The sequence below is a fragment of the Streptosporangium sp. NPDC000239 genome (genome assembly GCF_040300765.1).
In the GTDB taxonomy this organism is placed as follows: domain Bacteria; phylum Actinomycetota; class Actinomycetes; order Streptosporangiales; family Streptosporangiaceae; genus Streptosporangium.
This window is the reverse complement of record NZ_JBEPEI010000016.1, coordinates 160,474-181,039: the sequence shown is the minus strand read 5'-3', so window position 1 is coordinate 181,039 and position 20,566 is coordinate 160,474. Positions and strand designations below refer to the sequence as shown.

Sequence of the window (20,566 nt, the reverse complement as noted above, 5' to 3'; positions counted from 1 at the left end):
CCATGACGGAGACGTCCCGGACGACGGCGGTCCGGGCGGTCGTGGCCGCGGAATGGGCCAAGATCTGGTCGCTGCGTTCGACGGTCCTCGTCCTGCCGTTGACGCTCGTGCTCAGCGCCGTCCTCGCGTATCTCGTCGGGGCGAGCACCGCCAACGGCTTCACCCGTATGCCGAGCGAGATGCAGAGCAGGTTCGACCCGTTGTTCATCACCTTCTACGGCCTCACGCTGAGCCAGCTTCCCCTGGTGGTGTTCGGCGTGCTGGTGGTCGGCGGCGAGTACACCTCGGGGACGATCACGGCCTCGCTGACGGCGGTGCCGCGTCGCGGCCTGTTCTACACGGGCAAGGTGCTGGCCGTGCTGCTGACGGCCCTGGGCGTCTCGGCGCTCTCGGTGGTGGCGGCCTTCGTCGCCGCGCAGGCGGGGCTGGGGCCGTACCGCACCTCGTTCGGCGCGGCGGGGGTGCCGCAGGCGGTCGTCGGGGCCTGGCTGTACCTGGCGCTGATCTGCGTGTTCGCCATGGGGGTCGCGACGATGCTGCGTGGCTCGGCGGGGCCGCTCGCGATCCTGATGCCGCTGCTGTTCCTCGGTTCGCAGGGGCTCGGGAACGTCCCCGGCCTCAAGGCCGTGACCCAGTATCTCCCCGACCAGGCGGCTGCGGTGATCATGCACCTCACCGGCCCGCCGGGCGATCCGAGGTTCGGCCGCGACCTCGGTCCCTGGACGGGGATGGGCGTTCTCGTGCTGTGGGTCGTCCTCTCCCTCGGGGGCGGTTACCTCGTACTGCGCCGCCGCGACGTCCGCTGATCCTCAGTTCTCCTTTTCCGGGTGGCGGATCTGTTCGCCGCCCGATTGCTGGGTGACGTGCATCCGGGCGGCGGCCTTTCCGAAGTGCGGTTCCTCGGCGACCGCGATGGCGTATTCAAGCCGGCGGAGCTCCACGCCTTCATGATTTCAGCGCGTTGACAGGCGTGAACAGGATCGACAGGCACGGCCTGTCAGACATACGCCGATCAGTCGTTGATCTCCGCTCCGTCCTGGGATGACATGTAGATCAATCAGGCCGATGCGTTCCGTGTCGCCCGATCGAAATCGTAATCAATTGGATGTGCCCGACCAGATTCCAAGAAAAGGAGAGGCCATGCCTACGGCAGGCAATTCATCCCGCGCGCGACAGGTCGCGATGCGCATCGGCCTGCGTCTCATTCCGGTGGGGGCGATTCTCGCATCGACCACCCTCATCGCCACACCGGCCCACGCGGCAAGCGTGACCATCATCCGCAGCTGGGAGACGGGGCTGTGCCTGGACAGCAACTTTGCCGGGGAGGTCTACACCTTGCCCTGCAACGTGCCCCAGAACAACAACCACCAGAAATGGCGCACGAACTATCCGAGTACGGGCAGGACCTGGATCCAGAACCTCGCCACGGGACTTTGCCTGGTAACTTCCGAGGGGAACACGGTCCGTACCGTGCCATGCGACACGGGGGGATTTTACCAGGAATGGGTCATTGAGCCATCGGGGCTCGATTCGAACCCGGACGCCTGGATGGCGGGCAATTACGCGACGAAGGATACGCTGAAAAGCGACCGGTCCGGCCGTGTCTTTACCTACTACACCTCCAATCTCTTCCTCAGGAACTGGAAATTCGGTTACTGACGTTCCCTTTCGGCATTGCCTGCCCGCCGGATAGCCTCCGGCGGCCGGCTGCCCGATGCGCGGCGAGGCCGCCGACCGACGGTTCGACGAACGGCTTCGGCGCCGGTCAGCGCGGCGTGAGTGCCGCGTAGCGGTGGAACAGCCGATTGTGAGGATTGATCAGGTCGGCTGGGCCGTGCGCCGCCTCGCGGATCGCTTCCTCGGCGATCCGCGAGGTCCAGGACGTGTCGTACACCACGCCCGACCGCTCGCGGACGAACGCGCGATATTGACCGGTCAAGAATCGTGGTGTCGAGGGCATCGGCATACGCCTGTGATTGGAGATCGCGTGCGTAGAACCGTTTCACTGTTCGCCGTCGCGCTGACGGCTCTTACGATGTTGTCCCCCCTTCCGTCTGCCGAGGCCACGCCGGCGGCTTCAGCGGCTTCAGCGGCGCCGGTGGCGGCGATCACCTGGACGCCGTGCCCGCGATACTCCTTTGGCGAGTGCGGCAAGCTCGCCGTACCGGTGGACTGGAACGACCCCGGCGGGCCGACGATCGACCTGGCCGTGGCCAGGCTCAAGGCCACCGACCCCGCGGCCAGGATCGGCTCCCTGCTGCTGCATCCCGGCGGCCCCGGCTCCTCCGGGGTCGGCTACGCGCTTTCCCTGAACAACTTCAGCCCGGAGCTCAAGCGCCGGTTCGACATCGTGGGGTTCGACCCCCGAGGTGTAGAGGGCAGCGGGCGCATCGCATGTTCGGCCCAGCTGATGTCCCAGTTTCCCGATCCGCTCATCAAGAGTCAGGCGGAGTTCGACGCCTGGCTCGACTACGGCAAGCGGTTGCGCGCCGACTGCCGTGCCCGGACAGGGCCGGTCTTCGACCATGTCGACAGCGTGAGCGCGGCCCGCGACATCGACGCGATCCGCGAAGCGCTCGGCGAGGAGAAGGTCACCTACTACGGCCTCTCCTACGGCACGCTGGTCGGCCAGATGTACGCCGAACTGTTCCCCCACCGGATCCGCGCCCTCGCCCTGGACAGCAACCTGGACCACAGTCTGAGCACCGGCCCCTACCTCTACAGCTGGGCCACGTTCGCCCAGGACAGTTTCGACGAGTTCGTGAAGTGGTGCGGCAGGGAGACCCGATGCGCGCTGCACGGCACGAACGTGCGCGCGTTCTGGGCTCGCCTGCTGGAGCGTGCCGACCGAGGTGAGATCCGCGCCCCTGGCGTCCCTGCCAGGTCACTCACCAGACAGGACGTGATCCGCTACGTCTTCCGGGCGGGCTATGTACCCACGTGGTTCGAACTGGCCGAACTGCTCGTCGCCCTGGATGCGGGCGCGCAGGAGCCGCCCGCCTCCGCGGCCTGGCTGCTGGGTGAGACGACGAACTCGCGGCAGGCTCCCGCGGCCGCCGAGCTGGAAGTGTCCAACCCTCTCCAGATCTTCTGCGAGGATTTTCGCTGGCCGATCCGCGACTACCGCGAGTACACCAAACATCTCCGCCGCGCCAAGGCCATCGCACCGGATATGGGGATCGTCCCGACCAGTCTGACGCTCACCGCCCTGTGTCTGGGTGAACCGGATCCGATCCCGAACCCACAGCATCGCCTGCGGGTGAAGGGCGGCCCGCCGCTGCTGATCGTCAACGGGCTGCACGACCCGGCCACCGGCTACGCCTGGGCGCGCAACGCCGCCGCCCAGATCGGGAAGAAGGCGCGGCTGCTCACCTACGAAGGGTGGGGGCACGGCGCCTATGGCCGTGGCGACTGCGTCACGGCCGCCGTTGACGCCTACCTGATCTCGCTGAGGCTGCCCGCGCGAGGAACCCGGTGCCCGGCCGTACCGGTGGCGCCACCCGACGCGGCCGACCGGCCCGCATGGATGGGAACATGTCCACGTAGATGATTGACATGAAGTTGTTGATGCTGACGTGCAGCAGCATGGCCAGCGGCAGGTGCCAGAGGCCCCACACCGGGCCGAGGATGGAAGATGCTGAAAGCCGGTCACCCGGCGAAGCGGAGCGATCGGAAAAGCCTGGGGTCACGGCTCTGAAGCGGACCGAAGCCGGCGCACGGTCACCATCAGCCAGGAACTCAACCGGCATGCCCACCCGCGACTCGCGATCACGCTGCGACCGTTGTTCCGAGAGCCCACAGCGGCGGATGATCCGCGCCCGGCAGAGGTCGCTCATCCTGAGGTTTCGCTGAGGGGGTCGAGCCCGTCCGGCGGTCCGCTCCGCAGGTCCGGGTAGCCGGGGACGAACGCCCCGGCCTCCCGGAGTTCACGGACGATCTGGACGAAGGCCAGGACGGAGGGATCGGTGGTGCCCCGCCGCCATACGATGCGCTGGTCGGCGAGCGGGCTCGGTTCGGTGAAGGGCCGGTACACCACGCCGGCGAACGGCCGGGCCGCGGCGGAGGCCGCGACCGTGATCCCGATCGCCGCGTCGGCGAGGACCAGTGGCAGCAGCCGGTCCAGGCTGGAGATCTCCCGGTGAATCGTCACCACGGTGCCGTGGTCGCGCAGGTGGCCGATGATGTGGTCGTACAGCCAGGGGCTGAGGTTCCGCTCGTGCACGATGATCGGCCGGTGGGAGAGCCGTACGGGATCGATGGCGGTCTCGGCGGCGAGGGGATGGGTGGCGGCCAGGGCCAGGACGAACGGTTCGCGGACCACCAGCAGCGAGTCCAGTCCCGGCCGGGCTTCGGTGTTCCAGCAGAAGCCGATGTCCAGGCGGCGGTCCTCCAGCGCGGCGAGCTGGTCGGCGGTGGTCATCGGGCACGGCGCCGGCCGTACCTCGGGCAGACGCGCGCGTAGCGCGGGGATGACGAGCTGGAACAGGCGCAGGCCGAGGTCCGCGGCGTGACCGATGCGAAGTTCGTCGGCCGGGCCGGCGGCGGCGCGACGTCCGGCGTCGAGCGCGTGGCGGGCGGCGGCCACCGCCCGGCGGGCCTCGGGCAGGAACGCCTCACCCACCACGGTCACGGTGACCCGGCGGCTGGTGCGGACGAACAACGGGGCGCCGATCTCCTTTTCCAGCCGGCGAATCTGCTCGCTGATCGATTGCTGGGTGACGTGCATCCGGGCGGCGGCCTTTCCGAAGTGCAGTTCCTCGGCGACCGCGATGGCGTATTCAAGCTGGCGGAGCTCCACGCCTTCATGATTTCAGCGCGTTGACAGGCGTGAACAGGATCGACAGGCACGGCCTGTCAGACATACGTCGATCGGTCGTTGATCTCCGCTCCGTCCTGGGATGACATGTAGACCAATCAGGCCGATGCGCTTCGTGCCACCCGATCGAAATCGTGATCGGCCCGCGCCCGGAAAGAACCGCCGAGTTGAGGTTTCGGATTTCTCCTCCGGGCCGTCAGGGCTGTTCCGCAATGCCCCCCGATTGGAGAAATTCATGAACCGACTCCGCACATTCACCATGGTGGCCGGGGCGATCGTCGCCGCCCTGGTGAGCGTCACCCCGAGTGGGACGGCGAGCGCCGCCCCGTCATCCTCCGGGCTCGCCCAATCCGGGAGCGGGGTCCAGGTGTCGGAGGTCTACCCCGGGTGCGAGGTGTTCTTCGATGATCCCCACGTGGTGGACGGCAAGGTGCGTTTCAACGGCGGCGCGCGATGCTCCGAATCCGCTCCGGCCACCGTTGACTGGCTGCTCGTCTGGCTCTCCCCGCAGAACGACGCGCCCTACGACGAAGCGGTCGGCGAGGGAAACGGCCCCGAGAAGTCCCACTCCGCGAGCAGCACCGTGCCATGCGTCGACGGCACCTACCAGGGCACCGTCTTCGCTTCCGTGTTCGGGAACAAGGGCGTCGACCAGATGTGGGTGGACCGTGAGGTGACCGTCGACTGCTGACCGTTCGCCTTCCTCCGCTCCCGGATTACGGAAACCCGCAAATACCGCTGGCGTTTCTATGCGTGCCCTTTTTGGAGAGCGTTGTGAAACATCGTTCACCTCCCTTACTCAGCCTCGTCGCGGTCGTGGTCTCCGTCGTGCTGGTTTTCACCGGCATCGCCGTACCCGCGCAGGCCCTGTCCACGTGTGAAGGCGCGAACCGCGCCGCCGCCCGACTGGCGGCCGTTAGGGGAGGGGCGATACGCCTGATGTGCGCGGGTGCGGCTCCCGCGCACCTCGCCGCGTTGGCGGCGAACGCCGACGACGTGGTGATGAGCTTCGAAGTCCCGCAGGTCGACCGTGGCCCCCTCCAGGCCGAGGTGGACAAGATCCACAGGACGCAGGAGGCGGGCCGGTCGCCCCTGAGCGCTCCCTCGCCTCCAGGGAGTGCCAGGGTCCCATGACCGGCCGTTCGCCGGCGGGAACCCGTGTCGGCTGATGATCACCGGGTCTGTCGGTCGGGACGGGAACGGCGGCGTTGGCCTCCAGAAAGATGGCCAGGTCTCACCGGCCGCCGACGAAGGCGGTGCGGCGCCGGGTGCCGGTGGACACGGTGTCCGATGTCGCTTGACGCGTCGCGTGGCGGTCAGCCCGCCGCCTCGCGCGTACCGCATGAGCGGGGGGTACCACCGGAACCGGACATCACGAGTTAAAGATCAGTGGGTCTGGACGGTCACCGTGTGGAGAAATTTGAAATCCGTTTGGTTCGCGGACCCGTGGCGGATTCCCGTGAATCGGCATGGCCGAAACGGGATGCGGCCGCGTTCATATGCTGTTTGTTTTTCACCGGATTCGACGCGGTCGTCGGGGCGACTTCCCTGCTCGGGGGTGTGCGGTGCCCCGCGCTCGTATACTTTTCACAGTCGGCGGGCCGGTCGGTTGGTTCATTGTGATGGACGCGGATTCCGCGGTGGCAGATGATTTCTTTCATGACTGATGTTTCCCCGGGCCGGTCTGATGCCGTGGTCTTACGTCCTCAGCGGCCGGGATGGCTGGTCGCCATGGCCGCGTCGATCCCGTTGCTGCTCATCGGGCTGGTGTTCCTGCTGCTACGGATGGTCAACGGTTCGTACGGCAGCGAGGGCCTCGGACTGCTCGCCCTGCCCGCGTTCGTGATCCTGTTGGGCGTGCCCGCCGTCTGGGGCATCGTGTATCTGCTGCGGCGCGGGCGGACGATGCGCCTGGTCGTTGACGGCGACACGCTGCGGTACGTGGGATGGAACGGGAAAGGGTGGCAGCTCTCCCGCTCCACGATCACCAACGTGCACTACGTCAATGTCATGAACCCGATGGCCACGAAACCGACACCCTGGATCATCATCAGCACGAACGCCGACGACGTCGCGCGGGTGCTGTGGCAGAGCGACTGGCCCGACGGGCTGCTTCGGGTCTGGAAGCAGAACGGCGTCGTCGTGAGCCGCGACGACCTGTCGTTCCGCGAGGTGATCAGCCGTTACCCGCGCCTGGAACTGCCCTGGTGGCACCGGCGGCCCGCCCTCGCGGGCCTGCTGTACGCGGTGGTCTTCATCGTGTACGTGTTCCTGGTGGTCATGCCCTTCGTGTTCATGTCGTGATCACACGTCCCAGGTGACCGGCAGGCTCGTGACCCCGTGGATGTCGGCGGCCTCCGGGCGCAGGCCGACCTCCTCGGCCGGTACGGCCAGGCGGAGCGTGGGGAAGCGGTTGACGAGCGCCGGGAAGGCGACGCGCATCTCGACGCGGGCGAGCTGCTGACCCAGGCACTGGTGGATGCCGTGGCCGAAGGCCAGGTGGCCGCCGTCGTCGCGGCGCAGGTCGAGCAGGTGGGGGTCGGCGAAGCGCTGGGGGTCGCGGTTGGCGGCGTGGTAGGCCAGGATGATCATGGTCCCGGCGGTGATGGTGTGTCCGCCGACCTCCACGTCCTCAAGGGCGACCCGGTAGAACTGCTTGGCGACGGACAGGTAGCGCAGGAGTTCCTCGACGGCCCGGTCGGTGAGGGCGGGGTCGGCGCGCAGCGCGGCCAGCTGCGCGGGGTTGCGCAGTAGCGCGAAGGTGCCCAGGGCCAGCATGTTGGCGGTGGTGTCGAGTCCGGCGGCCAGCAGGAGGAAGCCGATCCCCCGGAGCTCCTCGTCGGTGAAGTCGCCGTCGACGAGGTCGCTGAGCACGTCGTCGGTGGGGTCGGCGCGCTTGGCGGTCACCAGTTCGGCGAGATAGTGCTGGACCGAGGTGTAGGCGGTGAGCATCTCGTCGTCGCCGACCTGCCCGCTGATGAGCGACTCGACCTGCGACTGGAAGGAGCCCCGGTCCTCGTACGGCACGCCGAGGAGTTCGCAGATCATCATGGCGGGGATGGGCTTGGCGAACGCGGTCACCAGGTCCGTCGGGGGACCGGCCTTCTCCATGGCGTCCAGGTGGTCGGCGGTGATCTGTTCGACGCGCTCGGTGAGTTGCCGCATCCGCCGTACGGTGAACTTGCCGACGAGCGGCTTGCGGTAGCGGCCGTGCAGGGGCTCGTCCATGAGAAGGAACTCGCCCGGTGCCGCCGGAGGGGTCTCGACGTCGCCGTAGTCGATCAGCGGGTGGTGGCGCATGAGTTCCCTGCGGGAGCTGAAGCGCGGGTCGGCCAGGATGGATCTGACCAGGTCGTAGCCGGTGACCAGCCAGCCCTGGTGCCCGTCGGCGAAGGTCAGACGGCTGATGGGGCTCTGCGCGCGGGCCTCGGTCAGTTCCTTGGGCGGGTCGAACGGACAGCCGGACTGACGCGCGGTCGGCAGTGCTGTGACGGTGTGTTCCATTGCCATTCCTCACCTCGCGATAGTACGTGTTCGATACATCTTGAAAGCTACGTTGCATCAGGAATGACTGTCAATCATTCGAAATGCATTTGCCCAGGTAAGTCGCGATAAATTGGTGCAATGACGCTGGGGTCGAATGCAATCGATCGTTGCAATGAATGAAGGCGAAGGCAATACTGACGGCATGCCAGGCGGACGGTTGACCCAGCAGGAACGCAGGCGCATCGCCACCGGACTCACCGACGGCCTCTCCTACGCCGAGATCGCCCGGCGGCTCGACCGGCCGACCTCGACGATCAGCCGGGAGATCGCCCGCAACGGCGGCCCCGGCGACTACCGGCCCCAGGAGGCGCACCTGGCGACGGCCCAGCGGGCGCGGCGCGGCACCCCGGCGCCCCCGCGCGCGACCGGGTCGCCGGGTGACGCCAGGGAGGAGGAGATCATCGAGATGGCGGTCAGGACGGGGCTGCCGAGAATGATGGCGCGCGTGCACCTCGACCTGATGATGTCCGAGGAGGGCAGGCGCACCGCCGCCGAACTGACCCGCAGGCTGAAGATCAGCCCGGCCTCCGTCTCCGTGGCCGTGAACTACCTGCTCCAGCACGGGTTCATCCGGCGCGAGCGCGATCCGCGGCGGCGTCGTGACGTCTACGTGGTCGACGACGACAGCTGGTACCACTCGATCGTGATCAGCGCGGGCCAGACACTTGAGGCGGGACGGGCCGCGATGGCGGCGGCGGAGGCGGTCGGCTTCGACGGGCCCGTCGGACGGCGGCTGGTCAGGGGAGGGGCGCTCCTGGAGCGGATCGGCCTGGACATCCTGAGGTCGGTCGAGCGTTGGCGCGTGTACGCCGACCGGCCGGAAAATCCCTCGCGCGAACCCCGGGCCCGGCGGCCGGTCGTGTTCCGCTGGCCGCGGGAGTAGTTCGGCCGGTCCCTGGAGCGGTTCCGTCGGTCCTGGAGCGGTTCCGCCGGCCCCGGGAGTAGGGGAATAACGCCGGACGGGAGACAATTAACCCTTCTATTCAAGTAGGAATAAAGGGTTATGGAGGGCCGGATGTCGAACGCGCCTTCGGGGTGGGACGCGGCCGGTGAGCCGCATCCCCTGGACGCCCCCGCCAGGTCGTCCCTGAACGGACCGCACGCCCACTTCGCCGAACAGCGCGGCAACGTGCTGCGCTACCCGGCCGACGTCGCCACGTTCACCGCGCTCCCCGAGGAGCCCGACGCCACCGACTGGGAGGACATCGCCACGCTGGTCGGCCCCGGTGAGGTGGTCCCCCTCAACGGGGTACGAACCTCACCACCCGACGGGTGGGAGGTCGTGATGCGGCTGGCCGGTGTCCAGCTGGTCGACGACGGGGTGCGCGCCGCGCCGTACGAGGAGGCGGTCCGCCTGGAGAGGAAGGACGTGCCGGAGATGCTCGAACTCGTCGAACGGACCAGGCCGGGGCCGTTCCTGCCCCGCACCATCGAGATGGGAACCTACCTCGGCGTCCGCAGGAACGGCGCGCTGGTCGCGATGGCGGGCGAACGGCTGCACCCACCGGGCTGGACGGAGATCAGCGCCGTCTGCACCGACGAGGCCTTCCGGGGGCAGGGGCTGGCGACCCGGCTCGTGCTCGCCGTGGCCCACGGCATCCGCGGCCGGGGCGAGACGCCGTTCATGCACGCCGCGGCGAGCAACACGAACGCGATCCGCCTCTACGAGTCGCTCGGGTTCAGGCTCCGCCGTACGACGACGTTCCTCGCCGTGCGCGTCCCCGGCCATATCCCCGTCGTCCCCGTCGCATGAGCGTCGAGACGGCCGTCGCCGAGGTCGTGACCCTGGCCAGTGAACTCATCGCGATCGACACCACCAACACCGGCGACCCCACGGCGCCGGGCACCGAACGGGCGGCGGCCGAGTACGTCGCGGCCAAACTGTCCGAGGTCGGTTACGAGACCACCTACGTCGAGTCCGGCGCCCGGGGCAGGGGGAACGTCATCGCCAGGCTGCCGGGGGCCGACCCGGCGCGGGGCGCGCTGCTGATCCACGGCCACCTCGACGTCGTGCCCGCAGACCCGGCCGAATGGTCGGTGCACCCGTTCTCCGGGGAGGTGCGCGACGGCTACGTGTGGGGACGCGGCGCGGTCGACATGAAGGACATGGTGGCCATGACGCTGGCCGTCGCGCGCTCCTTCAAACGCGACGGCGTCGTCCCGCCCCGGGACCTGATCTTCGCCTTCCTCGCCGACGAGGAGGCCGGCGGTTTCTACGGCGCCCGCTGGCTGGTCGACAACCGCCCCGAGCTGTTCGAGGGCGCGACCGAGGCGATCAGCGAGGTCGGCGGCTTCTCGGTCACCCTCGCCGACGACGTGCGCGCCTACCTCGTCGAGACGGCGGAGAAGGGCGTCATGTGGCTGCGGCTGACAGCCAGGGGTACGGCGGGGCACGGGTCGATGCTGCACAGGGACAACGCGGTGGCGAAGCTGGCCGCCGCGATCACCCGCCTCGAACAGCACCGCTTCCCGCTCGTGCTCACCGACCCGGTGCGTGAGCTGCTCACCGGCGTCGCCGAGGTGACCGGCGTCCCCTTCGACCCCGACGACCCCGAGGCCGCCGTCGCCCGCCTCGGGAACCTGTCCAGGATGATCGGCGCGACCCTCAGGGACACCGCGAACGTCACGATGTTCGAGGCCGGATACAAGGCCAACGTCGTCCCCTCGGTGGCCAGGGCGACCGTGGACGGCCGGATGCTCCCCGGGCGGGAGAAGGCCTTCGAGGCCGAACTCGCCGAGGTCCTCGGCCCGGACATCATCCGCGAGTGGGACAGCCTGCCCCCGGTACGGACCACCTTCGACGGGGCGCTCGTCGAGGCGATGGCCACGGCCGTCACGGCGGAGGATCCGGGCGCCCGCCTCCTGCCCTACATGCTGTCGGCGGGCACGGACGCCAAGTCCTTCCAGCGACTCGGCGTGCGGCACTTCGGTTTCTCACCGCTGAAACTGCCGCCCGATCTCGACTTCACCGCGCTGTTCCACGGGGTGGACGAACGCGTGCCGGTCGATGCCCTGGAGTTCGGCACCAGGGTTCTCGACCGTTTCCTGCGCGCGTGCTGAACGCCGTACCGGACTCGTCGCCCCGAGTCCGGTACGGTCCCAACTAGCGCCTTAAGGGCATTTCCCGGGAAATCTATACACGGGTCCAGGCATTCCCCTATGGTCTTTTCCCTGGATCTTTCGCTCGTGCGGGTTGACGTACCACCAGGCCCGTTTCTCCGGGGCGTCCACCGTTTTCCCGGAGAACGACCACGACAGGCGGGAGATCTGGAAAAGACCCGGTCTCCACCGGGCTGAAACTCCGCGGCCCGGAGGAAACGACATGGTGCGATCGTGGAACGAGCCACCGGCGCGGCGGGTCGTCTGGATTCGCCGGGCTGATCCCACGGCCGCCACGAAGGTCACCTCGGCCCCGTCGTCCTCGGCCGATTTCACGACCACCACGGCGTCCGCGATGTTTCCCCACACCATGGGCGGCGGCCCGGCCGTACGGGAGACGGTCGCCGAGGTGCTCGACGCGCTGGAGAAGGCCGTCACCGGTCTCTACCCCGCCTGGCTCCCCGAGGCCGCGGACATCACCGGGCCGGGCGGGCTCGCGCTGCCCGCCGTACGCGAACTGGCCAGACGGAGGGTCCGGGGCCGTCGCGACCTCGCCGCCTTCCTGGGCGACCTCGCCGCGCGCTCCCTGGTGGGCGGGAGCCTGCGCCTTCCCCACCGGCCCGTCCCGCCGGAGACGCGGGCCGAGGGCCTGGCCATGGCGTTCGCCGCGAGCTTCGGCCGCCCGCACACCGTGGTCCTGGCCACGATCCCCGAGGGACTCTCGCCCGCCCGGGAGGAGACGCTGGTGGCGGCGGCCGAATGGCTCACCCACCGCGGCCACCTGGGCGTCTGCCTCACCGGAGCCGCCCTGACCACGGTCGACCGAGTCCCGGTGCTGACATCTCTCCAGGAGTACGGCCCCGCCTCACCAGGGACGAGTTCCCCGGCTGCCGGGGCTCCTTCTACGGGTGGTTCTTCGGTTCCCTTGGCCACGGGGCGTTCTGCGGCCGGTCCTCCGGCTTCTCCGCTGGCCGGTTCCTCCATGAACGGTTCTACGGCGGTTGTGGAGTCCTCGGTGGCGGGGTCTTCGGCCGTGGCGGGGCGTCCGCATCCGGGGAGTTCCGTCGAGGCGACTCTGGAGCGGGCGCTCAGTGCGCACACCTGGGCGGCGGGGCGCGCCTGGAACCAGACCTACCAGCCACATCCGCTGGTCAACCCCATCAAGGTCGACCTGATCTGGCAGGCCGAACGCTGCGTCGTCGAACTCGACGGCCGCGACCATCGCAGGCCGAGGAAGCTCGCTGGGGACCGTCTACGCGACGAACGCCTCATTGAGGACGGTTACGCGGTCATCCGTTTCACCAATGAGCGCGTCTTGACCGATATGCCGTCCGTACTCCGAGAACTGAAGCGCTTTCTCCACACCCACCGCGCCACGCACGAAGGATAGAGATATGTCTGATTCAGGGCTTTCGTTCACCGAAATCACGGTTTTGATGGTTCTGGCGGTCGAGGGGGAGAAGATTGTCAACCCTGACCTGGAGAAGCGCTACCGCGTGGTCCTCAGAAAGGAATCCCGCGAGAAGCTGAACGACCTCAAGCTCATCGAGAGCCACAAGCAGGGGCGTTCCCTTGTTCATACCCTGCTGGACAAGGGTTGGGAGGAACTGAAGCTCGCGGTCGCATCCGATGTTTCTCCGCCCAGCGGTGCGGGCGGGGCGATGAGTCTCGCTCTGTTGTCCCTGGTCCGTGGAATCCTGACGCGGACCGGACGGGAGTTCTCTGACCTCTTCCTTCCGGAAGACTCTCCGACGGCTGCCGTCGAAGTGGAAACCGATGGGGACATCACCACGCGCATCCGCGCGGCCTATACGAGGTTGGCGGAGAAGCCTGGTGCCTGGGTCAACCTGGTACGGCTGCGCCCGCTGCTCGGAAATGCCACGCGAGAGGAAGTGGACATCGCACTCAAGGGGATGATCCACATTCCCGAGGTGAGCATCGTGCCGGAGAGCAACAGGAAAACCCTCACTCCGGAGGCCAGGGCGGCTGCGGTGATCATCGGGGAGCAGGAGAAGCACCTCATCGCGATCGAGGCCCGGTGAGCACCCCGGAGCTCGAAGCCCTCCGGAGGCTGAAGGGCAACTACGTCGAGGGGCCGGAGGACGTGTGGAATCCCGCCACCTTCCACGTTGAGGGCCTGAACCGGACTGTGGAACGCGCCATCCTCAGCGGTCTCGATGATGTGGCGACCGGGGGCGCGACCAGCCCCATCGGCCTGGTTCTGCGCGGGCAGAAGGGCACAGGCAAAACTCGTCTGCTCGGTTGGATTCGCGAGAGGATCCAACAAGACGGTGGTTACTTCTTCCTGATCCAACTGCTGGACGCGCAGGCTTTCTGGGAGAGCGCCCTGTCCGCCATGCTCGACGGCCTGTCCAGGAACGGTGCCGAAGGGGAGAGCCAGCTCAAGATCCTGCTGCGGCGGCTGTCCGAACTCACCAACATGCCTCGCGGGGTGCACCGTGAGGTGATTGGGAACCGTGGGGTGACGAGGGAGAGCCTCGACGCTTTCGTGGAAGGGGTGCGCACTCTCAATTCCCATGTAGGCAGGGATGCCAGGGATACCCTGCGCGCCCTTGTGCTGTACGCAGGAGCCGACTACGCCGCACAGGACGTGGGTGAGGGTTTTCTCCGCGGGCTGCAGGAAGAAGGATTGGATGGACGTGAGGCCTGGGGCATTCGACAACTGTTCAAAACACCGCAGGCGATCGTCAAGGACATCTCTCGGCTGCTCGCGTTGACCGGACCATCCGTCATCGCCGTCGATCAGATCGACGTACTCGTCGCTCATTCGCCGTTTGCCACCGAAGGTACGGCGGCGCACGACTGGCGTGACCTGATCATGATCGACCAGGTGGCCGGCGGTCTGATGGCGCTGCGCGAGACCACTAACAGGACTCTGACGATCGTCTCGTGCCTGCAGCAGACCTGGACTCTCATCGAGACATATGCCGTGGACACTGCGCGTGACCGGTTCAAGGTGATGCCCGACCTCAAGCCCCTGCCCAGCGATGAGGCTGCCCAGGAGTTGGTCGAGAAACGGTTCGCCTCCCGATTCGCGGAGATCGGCTTCGTTCCGCCGTACCCGACCTGGCCGATCCGGCCGACTGTCTTCGAGAACGCCAGCGAGTACACCCCGCGACAGCTTCTAACGAGGGTCGACGCTCACATCGACGCCTGCTTGGCAGACGAGCAGGTACGAGAGCTTGAGCGCCTCGGGCAGACCATCGACCGCCAGCCCAAACAGATTATCCAGCCCTCCGCCTTCGAGCAGCTCGATGCTCGGTTCGCCGATCTCAAGAAGCTGACGCCCACGGACGACGCCCTGAACGCCACCGTTGAGGACGCCGTCATGCCCGCCCTGCTCGCGGCCGGGCTTTCGGCCTGGATCGACGGACTCGGTGAGGCCGGGGCCCAGTTCAGTGTGGACCCGCCGCCCAGCAGCAAGCCCCCGCTCCACGCGCGACTGCGGCGCACCCTGGACGAGGAGACCGAGGACGAGGAGCACTGGGCGTTCCGGGCCATCGCCGCCACGCACCACATCGCCGCCCTCAGCCGCCTGCGCGCCGCCTCCGTCACGGCCGGGCTGAACGCCGAGGTCTCCCGCAGGCGGCTGTTCGTGCTGCGCAACGTGGCCTGGACGCAGGGCCCCAAGACGATCGCCGCCGTCGCCGAGTTCGAGAAGGCGGGCGGCCGGGTGCTCACGGTCGACGAGGAGGACCTCAGGGTCCTGGCCGCGCTGCGGCAGCTGTACGCGGACAACCCGCCGAACCTGCGGGCCTGGCTGGCCGTACGGCGTCCGGCACGGGACGTGAAGCTGCTCCGCGAGGCCCTGGGGGACACCCTCCCCGAGGGAGAGCCCGAGCGTTCGAACGGCACGCTCCCCGAGACAGGAACCGAGCGTTCGAACGGCATCGCGGAGCCGTTCCCCAGGACCGAGCCGGAGCCCGCACCGATCCCCACCCCCACACCCACCGGCGCCGTGACCCCCGAACCCGTCAGGCCCGTGGACTCCCGGTCCGTGACCCCACAGATCACGGAGCAGCCGCCGTACGTGCCATTGGGCAACACCGTCATCGGCGGCCGGCCCGTCTCGGTCGAGCTTGAGGCGCTCAGGAAGCACACCGTGATCTTCGCCGGGTCGGGGTCGGGGAAGACCGTCCTCATCCGCAGGCTGGTCGAGGAGTGCGCGCTCCGGGGGGTCTCCGCGATCGTGCTCGACCCCAACAACGACCTCGCGCGACTCGGTGACGGCTGGCCGGAACCGCCGCAGGGCTGGGGGCCGGGTGACGCGGAGAAGGCGGCCGAGTACCTCGCGGCCACCGACGTCGTCGTCTGGACGCCACGGCGGAAGGCGGGACGGCCATTGAGCTTCCAGCCGCTGCCGGACTTCGCGAGCGTCGCGGCCGACCCGGACGAGTTCGGTGTCGCCGTGGACGCCGCCGTGGCCTCGCTCGCGCCGCGCGCCAAGCTCACCACCAAGACGGCGAAGACCGAGGTCGGGCTGGCCGTGCTCAGGGAGGCCCTCGTGCACTACGGGCGCGGGGGCGGAGTGGGCATGTCCGGCTTCGTCGACCTGCTCGCGGAGCTGCCGTACGGCGTGAGCGAACTCGCCAACGCCGGGAAGATCGCGGCCGAACTGGCGCAGACGTTGATGGCGGCCATGGTCAACGACCCGTTGTTCGCCGGGGAGGGGACGCCGGTCGATCCCGGCGTGCTGCTCACCCCGCCCCCGGGGAAGCGGGCACGGGTCTCGGTGATCAGCTTCGTCGGCCTGCCGTCGGACGAACAGCGGCAGAGTTTCGTGAACCAGCTGCAGATGGCGCTGTTCGCCTGGATCAGGAGGAATCCGGCCGGTGACCGTCCGCTCGGCGGTCTGTTCGTGATGGACGAGGCGCAGACCTTCGCGCCCTCGGGTGGGACGACCGCCTGCACGCGGAGCACGCTGGCGTTGGCCACCCAGGCCCGCAAGTACGGCCTCGGCCTGGTGTTCGCCACCCAGGCGCCCAAGGGGCTGCACAACTGGATTCCGGGCAACGCCGCGACCCAGTTCTACGGCCTGCTGAACTCCCCGGCCCAGATCGAGGCGGCCAAGGAGATGGCCAGGTCGAAGGGCGGCGCGGTCACCGACGTCTCCCGGCTGACGACGGGCCAGTTCTACCTGGCGGCCGAGGGAACCGCCTTCGCCAAAACCCTGGTCCCTCTCTGCCTGTCCCACCATCCCAAGGCCCCCCTGACCGCCGAAGAGGTGATAACCAGGGCCAACCCCACCCAGCCCTGAACACCCTCGGCGACCACACGAGGTGGCCTCGGGACGGCCGGTTGACTTATCGTTTTTCGATAACTTATCGTCCTGGTTATCGAAAAACGATAAGTGGGGGCGAGATGTCCGAGAGGAAACCTTCGTTGGAGCCCTTGGCCAGCGCGGCGCCGCTTGGGCTGTTGTGGTTCGTCGTCGTCACGGTGGTGGGCTTGGGGCTTCTCGCCTCCGGGAGAGGCAGTCTCTTCGGGCTGGACGGCGAGACCGCGTGCGCCGTCGATCCGGGCCTGCAGGCGGGAGAGGTTCTCGTCGACCGCGCCACTTCGGGTGTGTCGACGATGGCGACGGGAACGCGGTTCTGCACGGGCGACCCCAGCGGGGCGCAGATGATCTGGCAGGCGCTCACCACGTTCCCCGGCTTCGTGCTCGCCGTCGGCGCGCTCGTCATGGTGTGGCGTATGGTCCGCGTCGCGGACAGGCGGGGCGTCTACACACTCGATGTGGCGCGAGGGCTTCGTTCCCTGGGGTGGTGGCTGCTGGTCGGTGCCGTCCTGGCTCCCACCGTTCAGGACCTCGCCAACGCTCAGTTGCTCGGCACGCTCAGCGTCGGCTACTTCTACACGTTCCGGCTGCCTGACATCTCACCGGCGGTCGTTCTCACCGGGCTGGGTCTCATCACGCTCACCCGCGTCATGAGGAACGCCGTCCGGATGCGTGAGGACCTCGAAGGCCTGGTCTGATGTCACCCGCCGACATGGAAGAACACGGCATAGCCGTACACCTCGACCGCCTTCTCGCGGAGCGGGGGATGACCCTCACGGAGCTGTCGGAACGCGTCGGCGTGACCATCGTGAACCTGTCCATCCTCAAGAACGGCCGCGCCAGGGCGATCAGGTTCAGCACACTGACCAAGATCTGCGAGACGCTGGACTGTCAACCGGGAGATCTTCTCTCCTGGCGTGGAAAAGACTGAAGGCCAGGACTCGCCAACGCCTCGAAGCGCTCCTTCCTCCCGCCGTTGAACGCCTCCGGTGGGCCGAATTTGGATGACCCCAGTTCTTTGAAGGTGAGGAAAACCCAGATGTCGTAGGTTCGGCGGTGGGGAGAGGCCGTCCTACTACGGCTACAACGCCCACACCGACGTCGAGAGCCTGACCTCGGAGACCGACGACACCCGTGCCACCTACGGCTACACCGCCTACGGCAAGAACGACGACAAACTCTTCACCGGCGTCGACAGACCCGACCCGGCCGACCCCGGCAAGGACGAGTACAACCCCTACCGGTTCAACGCCAACTCCACCGGGGCCTACGAATTCGACGGCCACTTCAACGTGGCCTCCTCAGACGCCGGCGGCATCGCCCCGAAGAAGACCTCAAGTCCCACTCCGCCGCCTGCGGTGTCGCCGCCGAAGTCCGTGGGAAAGCAGGCCTTCACGACGAAGGCGACTCCCAGCCCCAAACCCGGTGAGGACATCAACGCCTACTTCCAGCAGTGTCAGAAGATCATGCACGAGAAGTGCAACTGGGGCAAGTCTGAAATAGCCGCGCTCTACGATCTTTTCGCTGCGGACTATGTTGACTGCGCCAAAGGCGATGGGAGCAGTTGCGTCTGGGCCGCCGTGGGCATCTTCGCCGGTCCTCTCGGTAGAGGTGCGGAAGTGGCCGTAGGCGTCCTTCGGGTGTGCGCTCGGCAGGGGAGGCTGATATCGCAGGTTCTTCGGGAAGTGGATACTTCGGCCTGGGCATCAACAATCAAAGCGGCCAATCCCAGCCTTCACGGGGAAGCCTTCAGGCCGGGACCGGCGCATTATCCGCAGCGGAGGTTAACTTCTAATGGGTGAGTTTGCAGCCCTCTTGGATCTCAATCTGCGACAGCTTTCAGCTGTGCTGTCGACAGGAAGACTATCTTTGGAAGAATTGGAACAAAACCAGTGCATAGGCCTCATCGAGTTGCTGACGATGCGGCTTATCGATGAATGTGAGGAATTATCCGCGGAGGACTGGGTGGTCTGTTCCGCAGCCACAGACTACGTGTTCTGTGTGGCAGAGAAAAGGAAGTCGATCGACCATGAGGAAGGGGTCATACGCCGGTTAAACATCTCCGCAGCCCTACTGAGACGTGTTGCTCCACGTTCTGAGGTCGATCTCCTTGCCCCAGACCATGTTGTCGATCTTCTTCTTCGCGAGCTTCCGGTGTCAGTGGACGAAGCTCGTGACATGGCAGCTCGATGGCAAAGCCTGGAGATCGACCAAATTCGCCGATTGAGACTGGTGAAGAATCTTCTCTCGCCCGTTGTCGGTATCGGCGATGTTATTCCGCGTCATACTTATGACTCGCGACTCAAGGCGTGGATAGGTATTTTTTCGTCTTTGCCTTAGAAGAAGAAAGGTCGCCTGAATTCCTGCCCGCGCCGGACAGTGTTGTCTGGCGCGGGGTACCGCCGTGGATCGGCGGAAGTTGAGCCGACAGTTAGAGAGGAGATACGGAACGTGTTCAAGGCCATCATCATGACGCGGGGCGCCGTACCCGGGCGGAGTGACCCTTTCTTCCCTCCGTCTAACCGACGGTTGCCGACGAGTGCAGGCCCAACGACGTGGACGAGGCATGGATACCCGTGATCACCCTGGACGGCCCAGAAATACTGACATGACCGAACTCGGACTGACGGTTTCGACAGCTCGTATAGGCGTTCTTCTGTCAGGAGGGAAGGTGGAAGGCCGTGGAACGACCTTTGCGTGAATCCGGTGAGACAGCGCAAGAGCCGTCACCCCGCTGTCAGCCTGGCCTGCCACTGTTACTCGAACGAAGGTTTCGTCCGTGGCGGTACGGCGTCGGCCATTCCGAGTTGTGTCTCCGGAGTGTGGACAAAGCCCCCACCTGTGACTTCGTGGAAGTCTTCTTCCGCGGGGTGCTCGGGGTGAAGCTCAAGTCGGTGTATAGGTCCCTGACGCTCGCCGAGGCCGACCGGCGGTCGGCGGACGAGATGCTGAGGTTTGCCGGGGTGTCGGATGTGTGGGCATCGAGGGTGCACTGTCTGACGTTGGGACCGGATGGCGAAGGCGGTTTCGTCGTGTGTCTCGGCTTCAGCGTCTGGTCGCATCCGGAGGGTGCGGGACACGACCTGTCCGGAATACCAAGAACCGGCTCCAATCTGATCATCGGAGGATGATGAAAAGCCTCCAGGAAGAACGCTCATGGCGGATCATGAGCCTTCTGGAGCGGATTGGTGAAGTGGAGTGGGCGCGGGCCTCGGTGATCAGCTTCGTCGGCCTGCCGTCGGATGAACAGCGGCAGAGTTTCGTGAACCAGCTGCAGATGGCGCTGTTCGCCTGGATCAGGAGGAATCCGGCCGGTGACCGTCCGCTCGGCGGTCTGTTCGTGATGGACGAGGCGCAGACCTTCGCGCCCTCGGGTGGGACGACCGCCTGCACGCGGAGCACGCTGGCGTTGGCCACCCAGGCCCGCAAGTACGGCCTCGGCCTGGTGTTCGCCACCCAGGCGCCCAAGGGGCTGCACAACTGGATTCCGGGCAACGCCGCGACCCAGTTCTACGGCCTGCTGAACTCCCCGGCCCAGATCGAGGCGGCCAAGGAGATGGCCAGGTCGAAGGGTGGCGCGGTCACCGACGTCTCCCGGCTGACGACGGGCCAGTTCTACCTGACCGCAGAAGAGGTGATAACCAGGGCCAACCCCACCCAGGTCTGAACGCTCTCGGCGAACGCGCGAGGAACGCCACCTCGCGCGGTCCACGGTCCGCCGGGTACGGCCACAGGTGGCCCCGGCAGGGGTGATCAAGCCGAACATGGCATCTGTATCGGGAGATCCCACAAGAGTGCAGTCAGCG

General features: G+C 67.1%; 21 protein-coding genes. 17 read left to right on the top strand and 4 right to left on the bottom strand.

Features of this window, described 5'->3' with window-relative positions; translation table 11 throughout:
• Positions 1-2 precede the first annotated feature (2 nt).
• Positions 3-806, top strand: a complete 804-nt coding sequence (locus ABT340_RS31565; protein WP_352014512.1) for an ABC transporter permease subunit — start codon at positions 3-5, stop codon at positions 804-806.
• A gap of 3 nt (positions 807-809) precedes the next feature.
• On the opposite strand, the gene ABT340_RS31560 is transcribed toward ABT340_RS31565, so the two are convergent.
• Positions 810-941, bottom strand: a complete 132-nt coding sequence (locus tag ABT340_RS31560) for a LysR family transcriptional regulator (RefSeq protein WP_352014511.1) — start codon at positions 939-941, stop codon at positions 810-812.
• Between the two features lie 124 nt (positions 942-1,065).
• Between ABT340_RS31560 and ABT340_RS31555 the strand changes: the two genes are divergently transcribed.
• A complete protein-coding gene (locus ABT340_RS31555) occupies positions 1,066-1,659 on the top strand; it encodes an RICIN domain-containing protein (RefSeq protein ID WP_352014510.1) in 594 nt (197 codons plus the stop codon).
• A 106-nt stretch (positions 1,660-1,765) separates the two neighbouring features.
• Here ABT340_RS31555 and ABT340_RS31550 read toward each other — a convergent pair whose 3' ends face one another.
• Entirely contained in the window at positions 1,766-1,960 is a 195-nt protein-coding gene (locus ABT340_RS31550) for a hypothetical protein (protein ID WP_352014509.1), read from the bottom strand.
• 27 nt (positions 1,961-1,987) lie between these two features.
• On the opposite strand from ABT340_RS31550, the gene ABT340_RS31545 reads away from it, so the two are divergent.
• Positions 1,988-3,550: an alpha/beta hydrolase gene (locus ABT340_RS31545; protein WP_352014508.1), complete on the top strand. Its 1,563-nt coding sequence runs from the start codon at positions 1,988-1,990 to the stop codon at positions 3,548-3,550.
• A gap of 282 nt (positions 3,551-3,832) precedes the next feature.
• On the opposite strand, the gene ABT340_RS31540 is transcribed toward ABT340_RS31545, so the two are convergent.
• Positions 3,833-4,798: a LysR family transcriptional regulator gene (locus ABT340_RS31540; protein ID WP_352014507.1), complete on the bottom strand. Its 966-nt coding sequence runs from the start codon at positions 4,796-4,798 to the stop codon at positions 3,833-3,835.
• Positions 4,799-5,051: 253 nt separating this feature from the next.
• Here ABT340_RS31540 and ABT340_RS31535 point away from each other — a divergent pair, with 253 nt between their 5' ends.
• From ABT340_RS31535 to ABT340_RS31525, 3 genes are all read left to right on the top strand, one after another.
• Positions 5,052-5,507 carry a hypothetical protein gene (locus tag ABT340_RS31535; protein ID WP_352014506.1) on the top strand — a complete coding sequence of 152 codons (456 nt, stop codon included), beginning with the start codon at positions 5,052-5,054 and terminating at the stop codon, positions 5,505-5,507.
• 83 nt (positions 5,508-5,590) lie between these two features.
• The gene (locus tag ABT340_RS31530) at positions 5,591-5,950 is read left to right on the top strand and encodes a hypothetical protein (RefSeq protein WP_352014505.1); all 360 of its coding nucleotides are present in this window, start codon (positions 5,591-5,593) and stop codon (positions 5,948-5,950) included.
• A gap of 597 nt (positions 5,951-6,547) precedes the next feature.
• Positions 6,548-7,120, top strand: a complete 573-nt coding sequence (locus ABT340_RS31525; RefSeq protein ID WP_352014504.1) for a hypothetical protein — start codon at positions 6,548-6,550, stop codon at positions 7,118-7,120.
• Here ABT340_RS31525 and ABT340_RS31520 read toward each other — a convergent pair whose 3' ends face one another.
• The gene (locus tag ABT340_RS31520) at positions 7,121-8,320 is read right to left on the bottom strand and encodes a cytochrome P450 (RefSeq protein WP_352014503.1); all 1,200 of its coding nucleotides are present in this window, start codon (positions 8,318-8,320) and stop codon (positions 7,121-7,123) included. It abuts the gene before it with no gap.
• Between the two features lie 184 nt (positions 8,321-8,504).
• Between ABT340_RS31520 and ABT340_RS42525 the strand changes: the two genes are divergently transcribed.
• The 11 genes from ABT340_RS42525 to ABT340_RS31460 all read left to right on the top strand — a co-directional run bounded on the left by ABT340_RS42525 (position 8,505) and on the right by ABT340_RS31460 (position 20,427).
• Positions 8,505-9,245, top strand: a complete 741-nt coding sequence (locus ABT340_RS42525) for a helix-turn-helix domain-containing protein (RefSeq protein ID WP_502992550.1) — start codon at positions 8,505-8,507, stop codon at positions 9,243-9,245.
• 132 nt (positions 9,246-9,377) lie between these two features.
• Entirely contained in the window at positions 9,378-10,115 is a 738-nt protein-coding gene (locus tag ABT340_RS31505; protein WP_352014502.1) for a GNAT family N-acetyltransferase, read from the top strand.
• Positions 10,112-11,422: a M20/M25/M40 family metallo-hydrolase gene (locus tag ABT340_RS31500; protein WP_352014501.1), complete on the top strand. Its 1,311-nt coding sequence runs from the start codon at positions 10,112-10,114 to the stop codon at positions 11,420-11,422. Before ABT340_RS31505 ends, ABT340_RS31500 begins: the two co-directional genes overlap by 4 nt.
• 262 nt (positions 11,423-11,684) lie before the next feature.
• Positions 11,685-12,851 carry a DUF559 domain-containing protein gene (locus ABT340_RS31495; RefSeq protein WP_352014500.1) on the top strand — a complete coding sequence of 389 codons (1,167 nt, stop codon included), beginning with the start codon at positions 11,685-11,687 and terminating at the stop codon, positions 12,849-12,851.
• A 4-nt stretch (positions 12,852-12,855) separates the two neighbouring features.
• Positions 12,856-13,503 (top strand): hypothetical protein, encoded by a 648-nt coding sequence (locus tag ABT340_RS31490; RefSeq protein ID WP_352014499.1) that lies wholly within the window; start codon positions 12,856-12,858, stop codon positions 13,501-13,503.
• Entirely contained in the window at positions 13,500-16,739 is a 3,240-nt protein-coding gene (locus ABT340_RS31485) for an ATP-binding protein (RefSeq protein ID WP_352014498.1), read from the top strand. The genes ABT340_RS31490 and ABT340_RS31485 overlap by 4 nt, the downstream gene beginning before the upstream one ends.
• 125 nt (positions 16,740-16,864) lie before the next feature.
• Entirely contained in the window at positions 16,865-17,458 is a 594-nt protein-coding gene (locus ABT340_RS31480; protein ID WP_352014497.1) for a DUF2975 domain-containing protein, read from the top strand.
• Complete coding sequence (locus ABT340_RS31475; RefSeq protein WP_352014496.1) at positions 17,458-17,691, top strand: helix-turn-helix domain-containing protein; 234 nt, start codon at positions 17,458-17,460, stop codon at positions 17,689-17,691. Before ABT340_RS31480 ends, ABT340_RS31475 begins: the two co-directional genes overlap by 1 nt.
• 863 nt (positions 17,692-18,554) lie before the next feature.
• Positions 18,555-19,100, top strand: coding sequence for a hypothetical protein (locus ABT340_RS31470; RefSeq protein ID WP_352014495.1), 546 nt, complete (start codon positions 18,555-18,557; stop codon positions 19,098-19,100).
• 509 nt (positions 19,101-19,609) lie between these two features.
• Positions 19,610-19,891, top strand: coding sequence for a hypothetical protein (locus tag ABT340_RS31465; RefSeq protein WP_352014494.1), 282 nt, complete (start codon positions 19,610-19,612; stop codon positions 19,889-19,891).
• 35 nt (positions 19,892-19,926) lie between these two features.
• Positions 19,927-20,427 (top strand): ATP-binding protein, encoded by a 501-nt coding sequence (locus ABT340_RS31460; RefSeq protein WP_352014493.1) that lies wholly within the window; start codon positions 19,927-19,929, stop codon positions 20,425-20,427.
• Positions 20,428-20,566: the final 139 nt, after the last annotated feature.

Bases quoted from the DNA above. Each gene is read 5' to 3' on its own strand.
- ABT340_RS31565 (WP_352014512.1), top strand. From the start codon at position 3: ATGACGGAGACGTCCCGGACGACGGCGGTCCGGGCGGTCGTGGCCGCG.
- ABT340_RS31555 (WP_352014510.1), top strand. From the start codon at position 1,066: ATGCGTTCCGTGTCGCCCGATCGAAATCGTAATCAATTGGATGTGCCC.
- ABT340_RS31550 (WP_352014509.1), bottom strand. From the start codon at position 1,960: ATGCCCTCGACACCACGATTCTTGACCGGTCAATATCGCGCGTTCGTC.
- ABT340_RS31535 (WP_352014506.1), top strand. From the start codon at position 5,052: ATGAACCGACTCCGCACATTCACCATGGTGGCCGGGGCGATCGTCGCC.
- ABT340_RS31525 (WP_352014504.1), top strand. From the start codon at position 6,548: ATGGCCGCGTCGATCCCGTTGCTGCTCATCGGGCTGGTGTTCCTGCTG.
- ABT340_RS31520 (WP_352014503.1), bottom strand. From the start codon at position 8,320: ATGGAACACACCGTCACAGCACTGCCGACCGCGCGTCAGTCCGGCTGT.
- ABT340_RS42525 (WP_502992550.1), top strand. From the start codon at position 8,505: ATGCCAGGCGGACGGTTGACCCAGCAGGAACGCAGGCGCATCGCCACC.
- ABT340_RS31505 (WP_352014502.1), top strand. From the start codon at position 9,378: ATGTCGAACGCGCCTTCGGGGTGGGACGCGGCCGGTGAGCCGCATCCC.
- ABT340_RS31500 (WP_352014501.1), top strand. From the start codon at position 10,112: ATGAGCGTCGAGACGGCCGTCGCCGAGGTCGTGACCCTGGCCAGTGAA.
- ABT340_RS31495 (WP_352014500.1), top strand. From the start codon at position 11,685: ATGGTGCGATCGTGGAACGAGCCACCGGCGCGGCGGGTCGTCTGGATT.
- ABT340_RS31490 (WP_352014499.1), top strand. From the start codon at position 12,856: ATGTCTGATTCAGGGCTTTCGTTCACCGAAATCACGGTTTTGATGGTT.
- ABT340_RS31475 (WP_352014496.1), top strand. From the start codon at position 17,458: ATGTCACCCGCCGACATGGAAGAACACGGCATAGCCGTACACCTCGAC.
- ABT340_RS31470 (WP_352014495.1), top strand. From the start codon at position 18,555: ATGGGTGAGTTTGCAGCCCTCTTGGATCTCAATCTGCGACAGCTTTCA.
- ABT340_RS31460 (WP_352014493.1), top strand. From the start codon at position 19,927: ATGAGCCTTCTGGAGCGGATTGGTGAAGTGGAGTGGGCGCGGGCCTCG.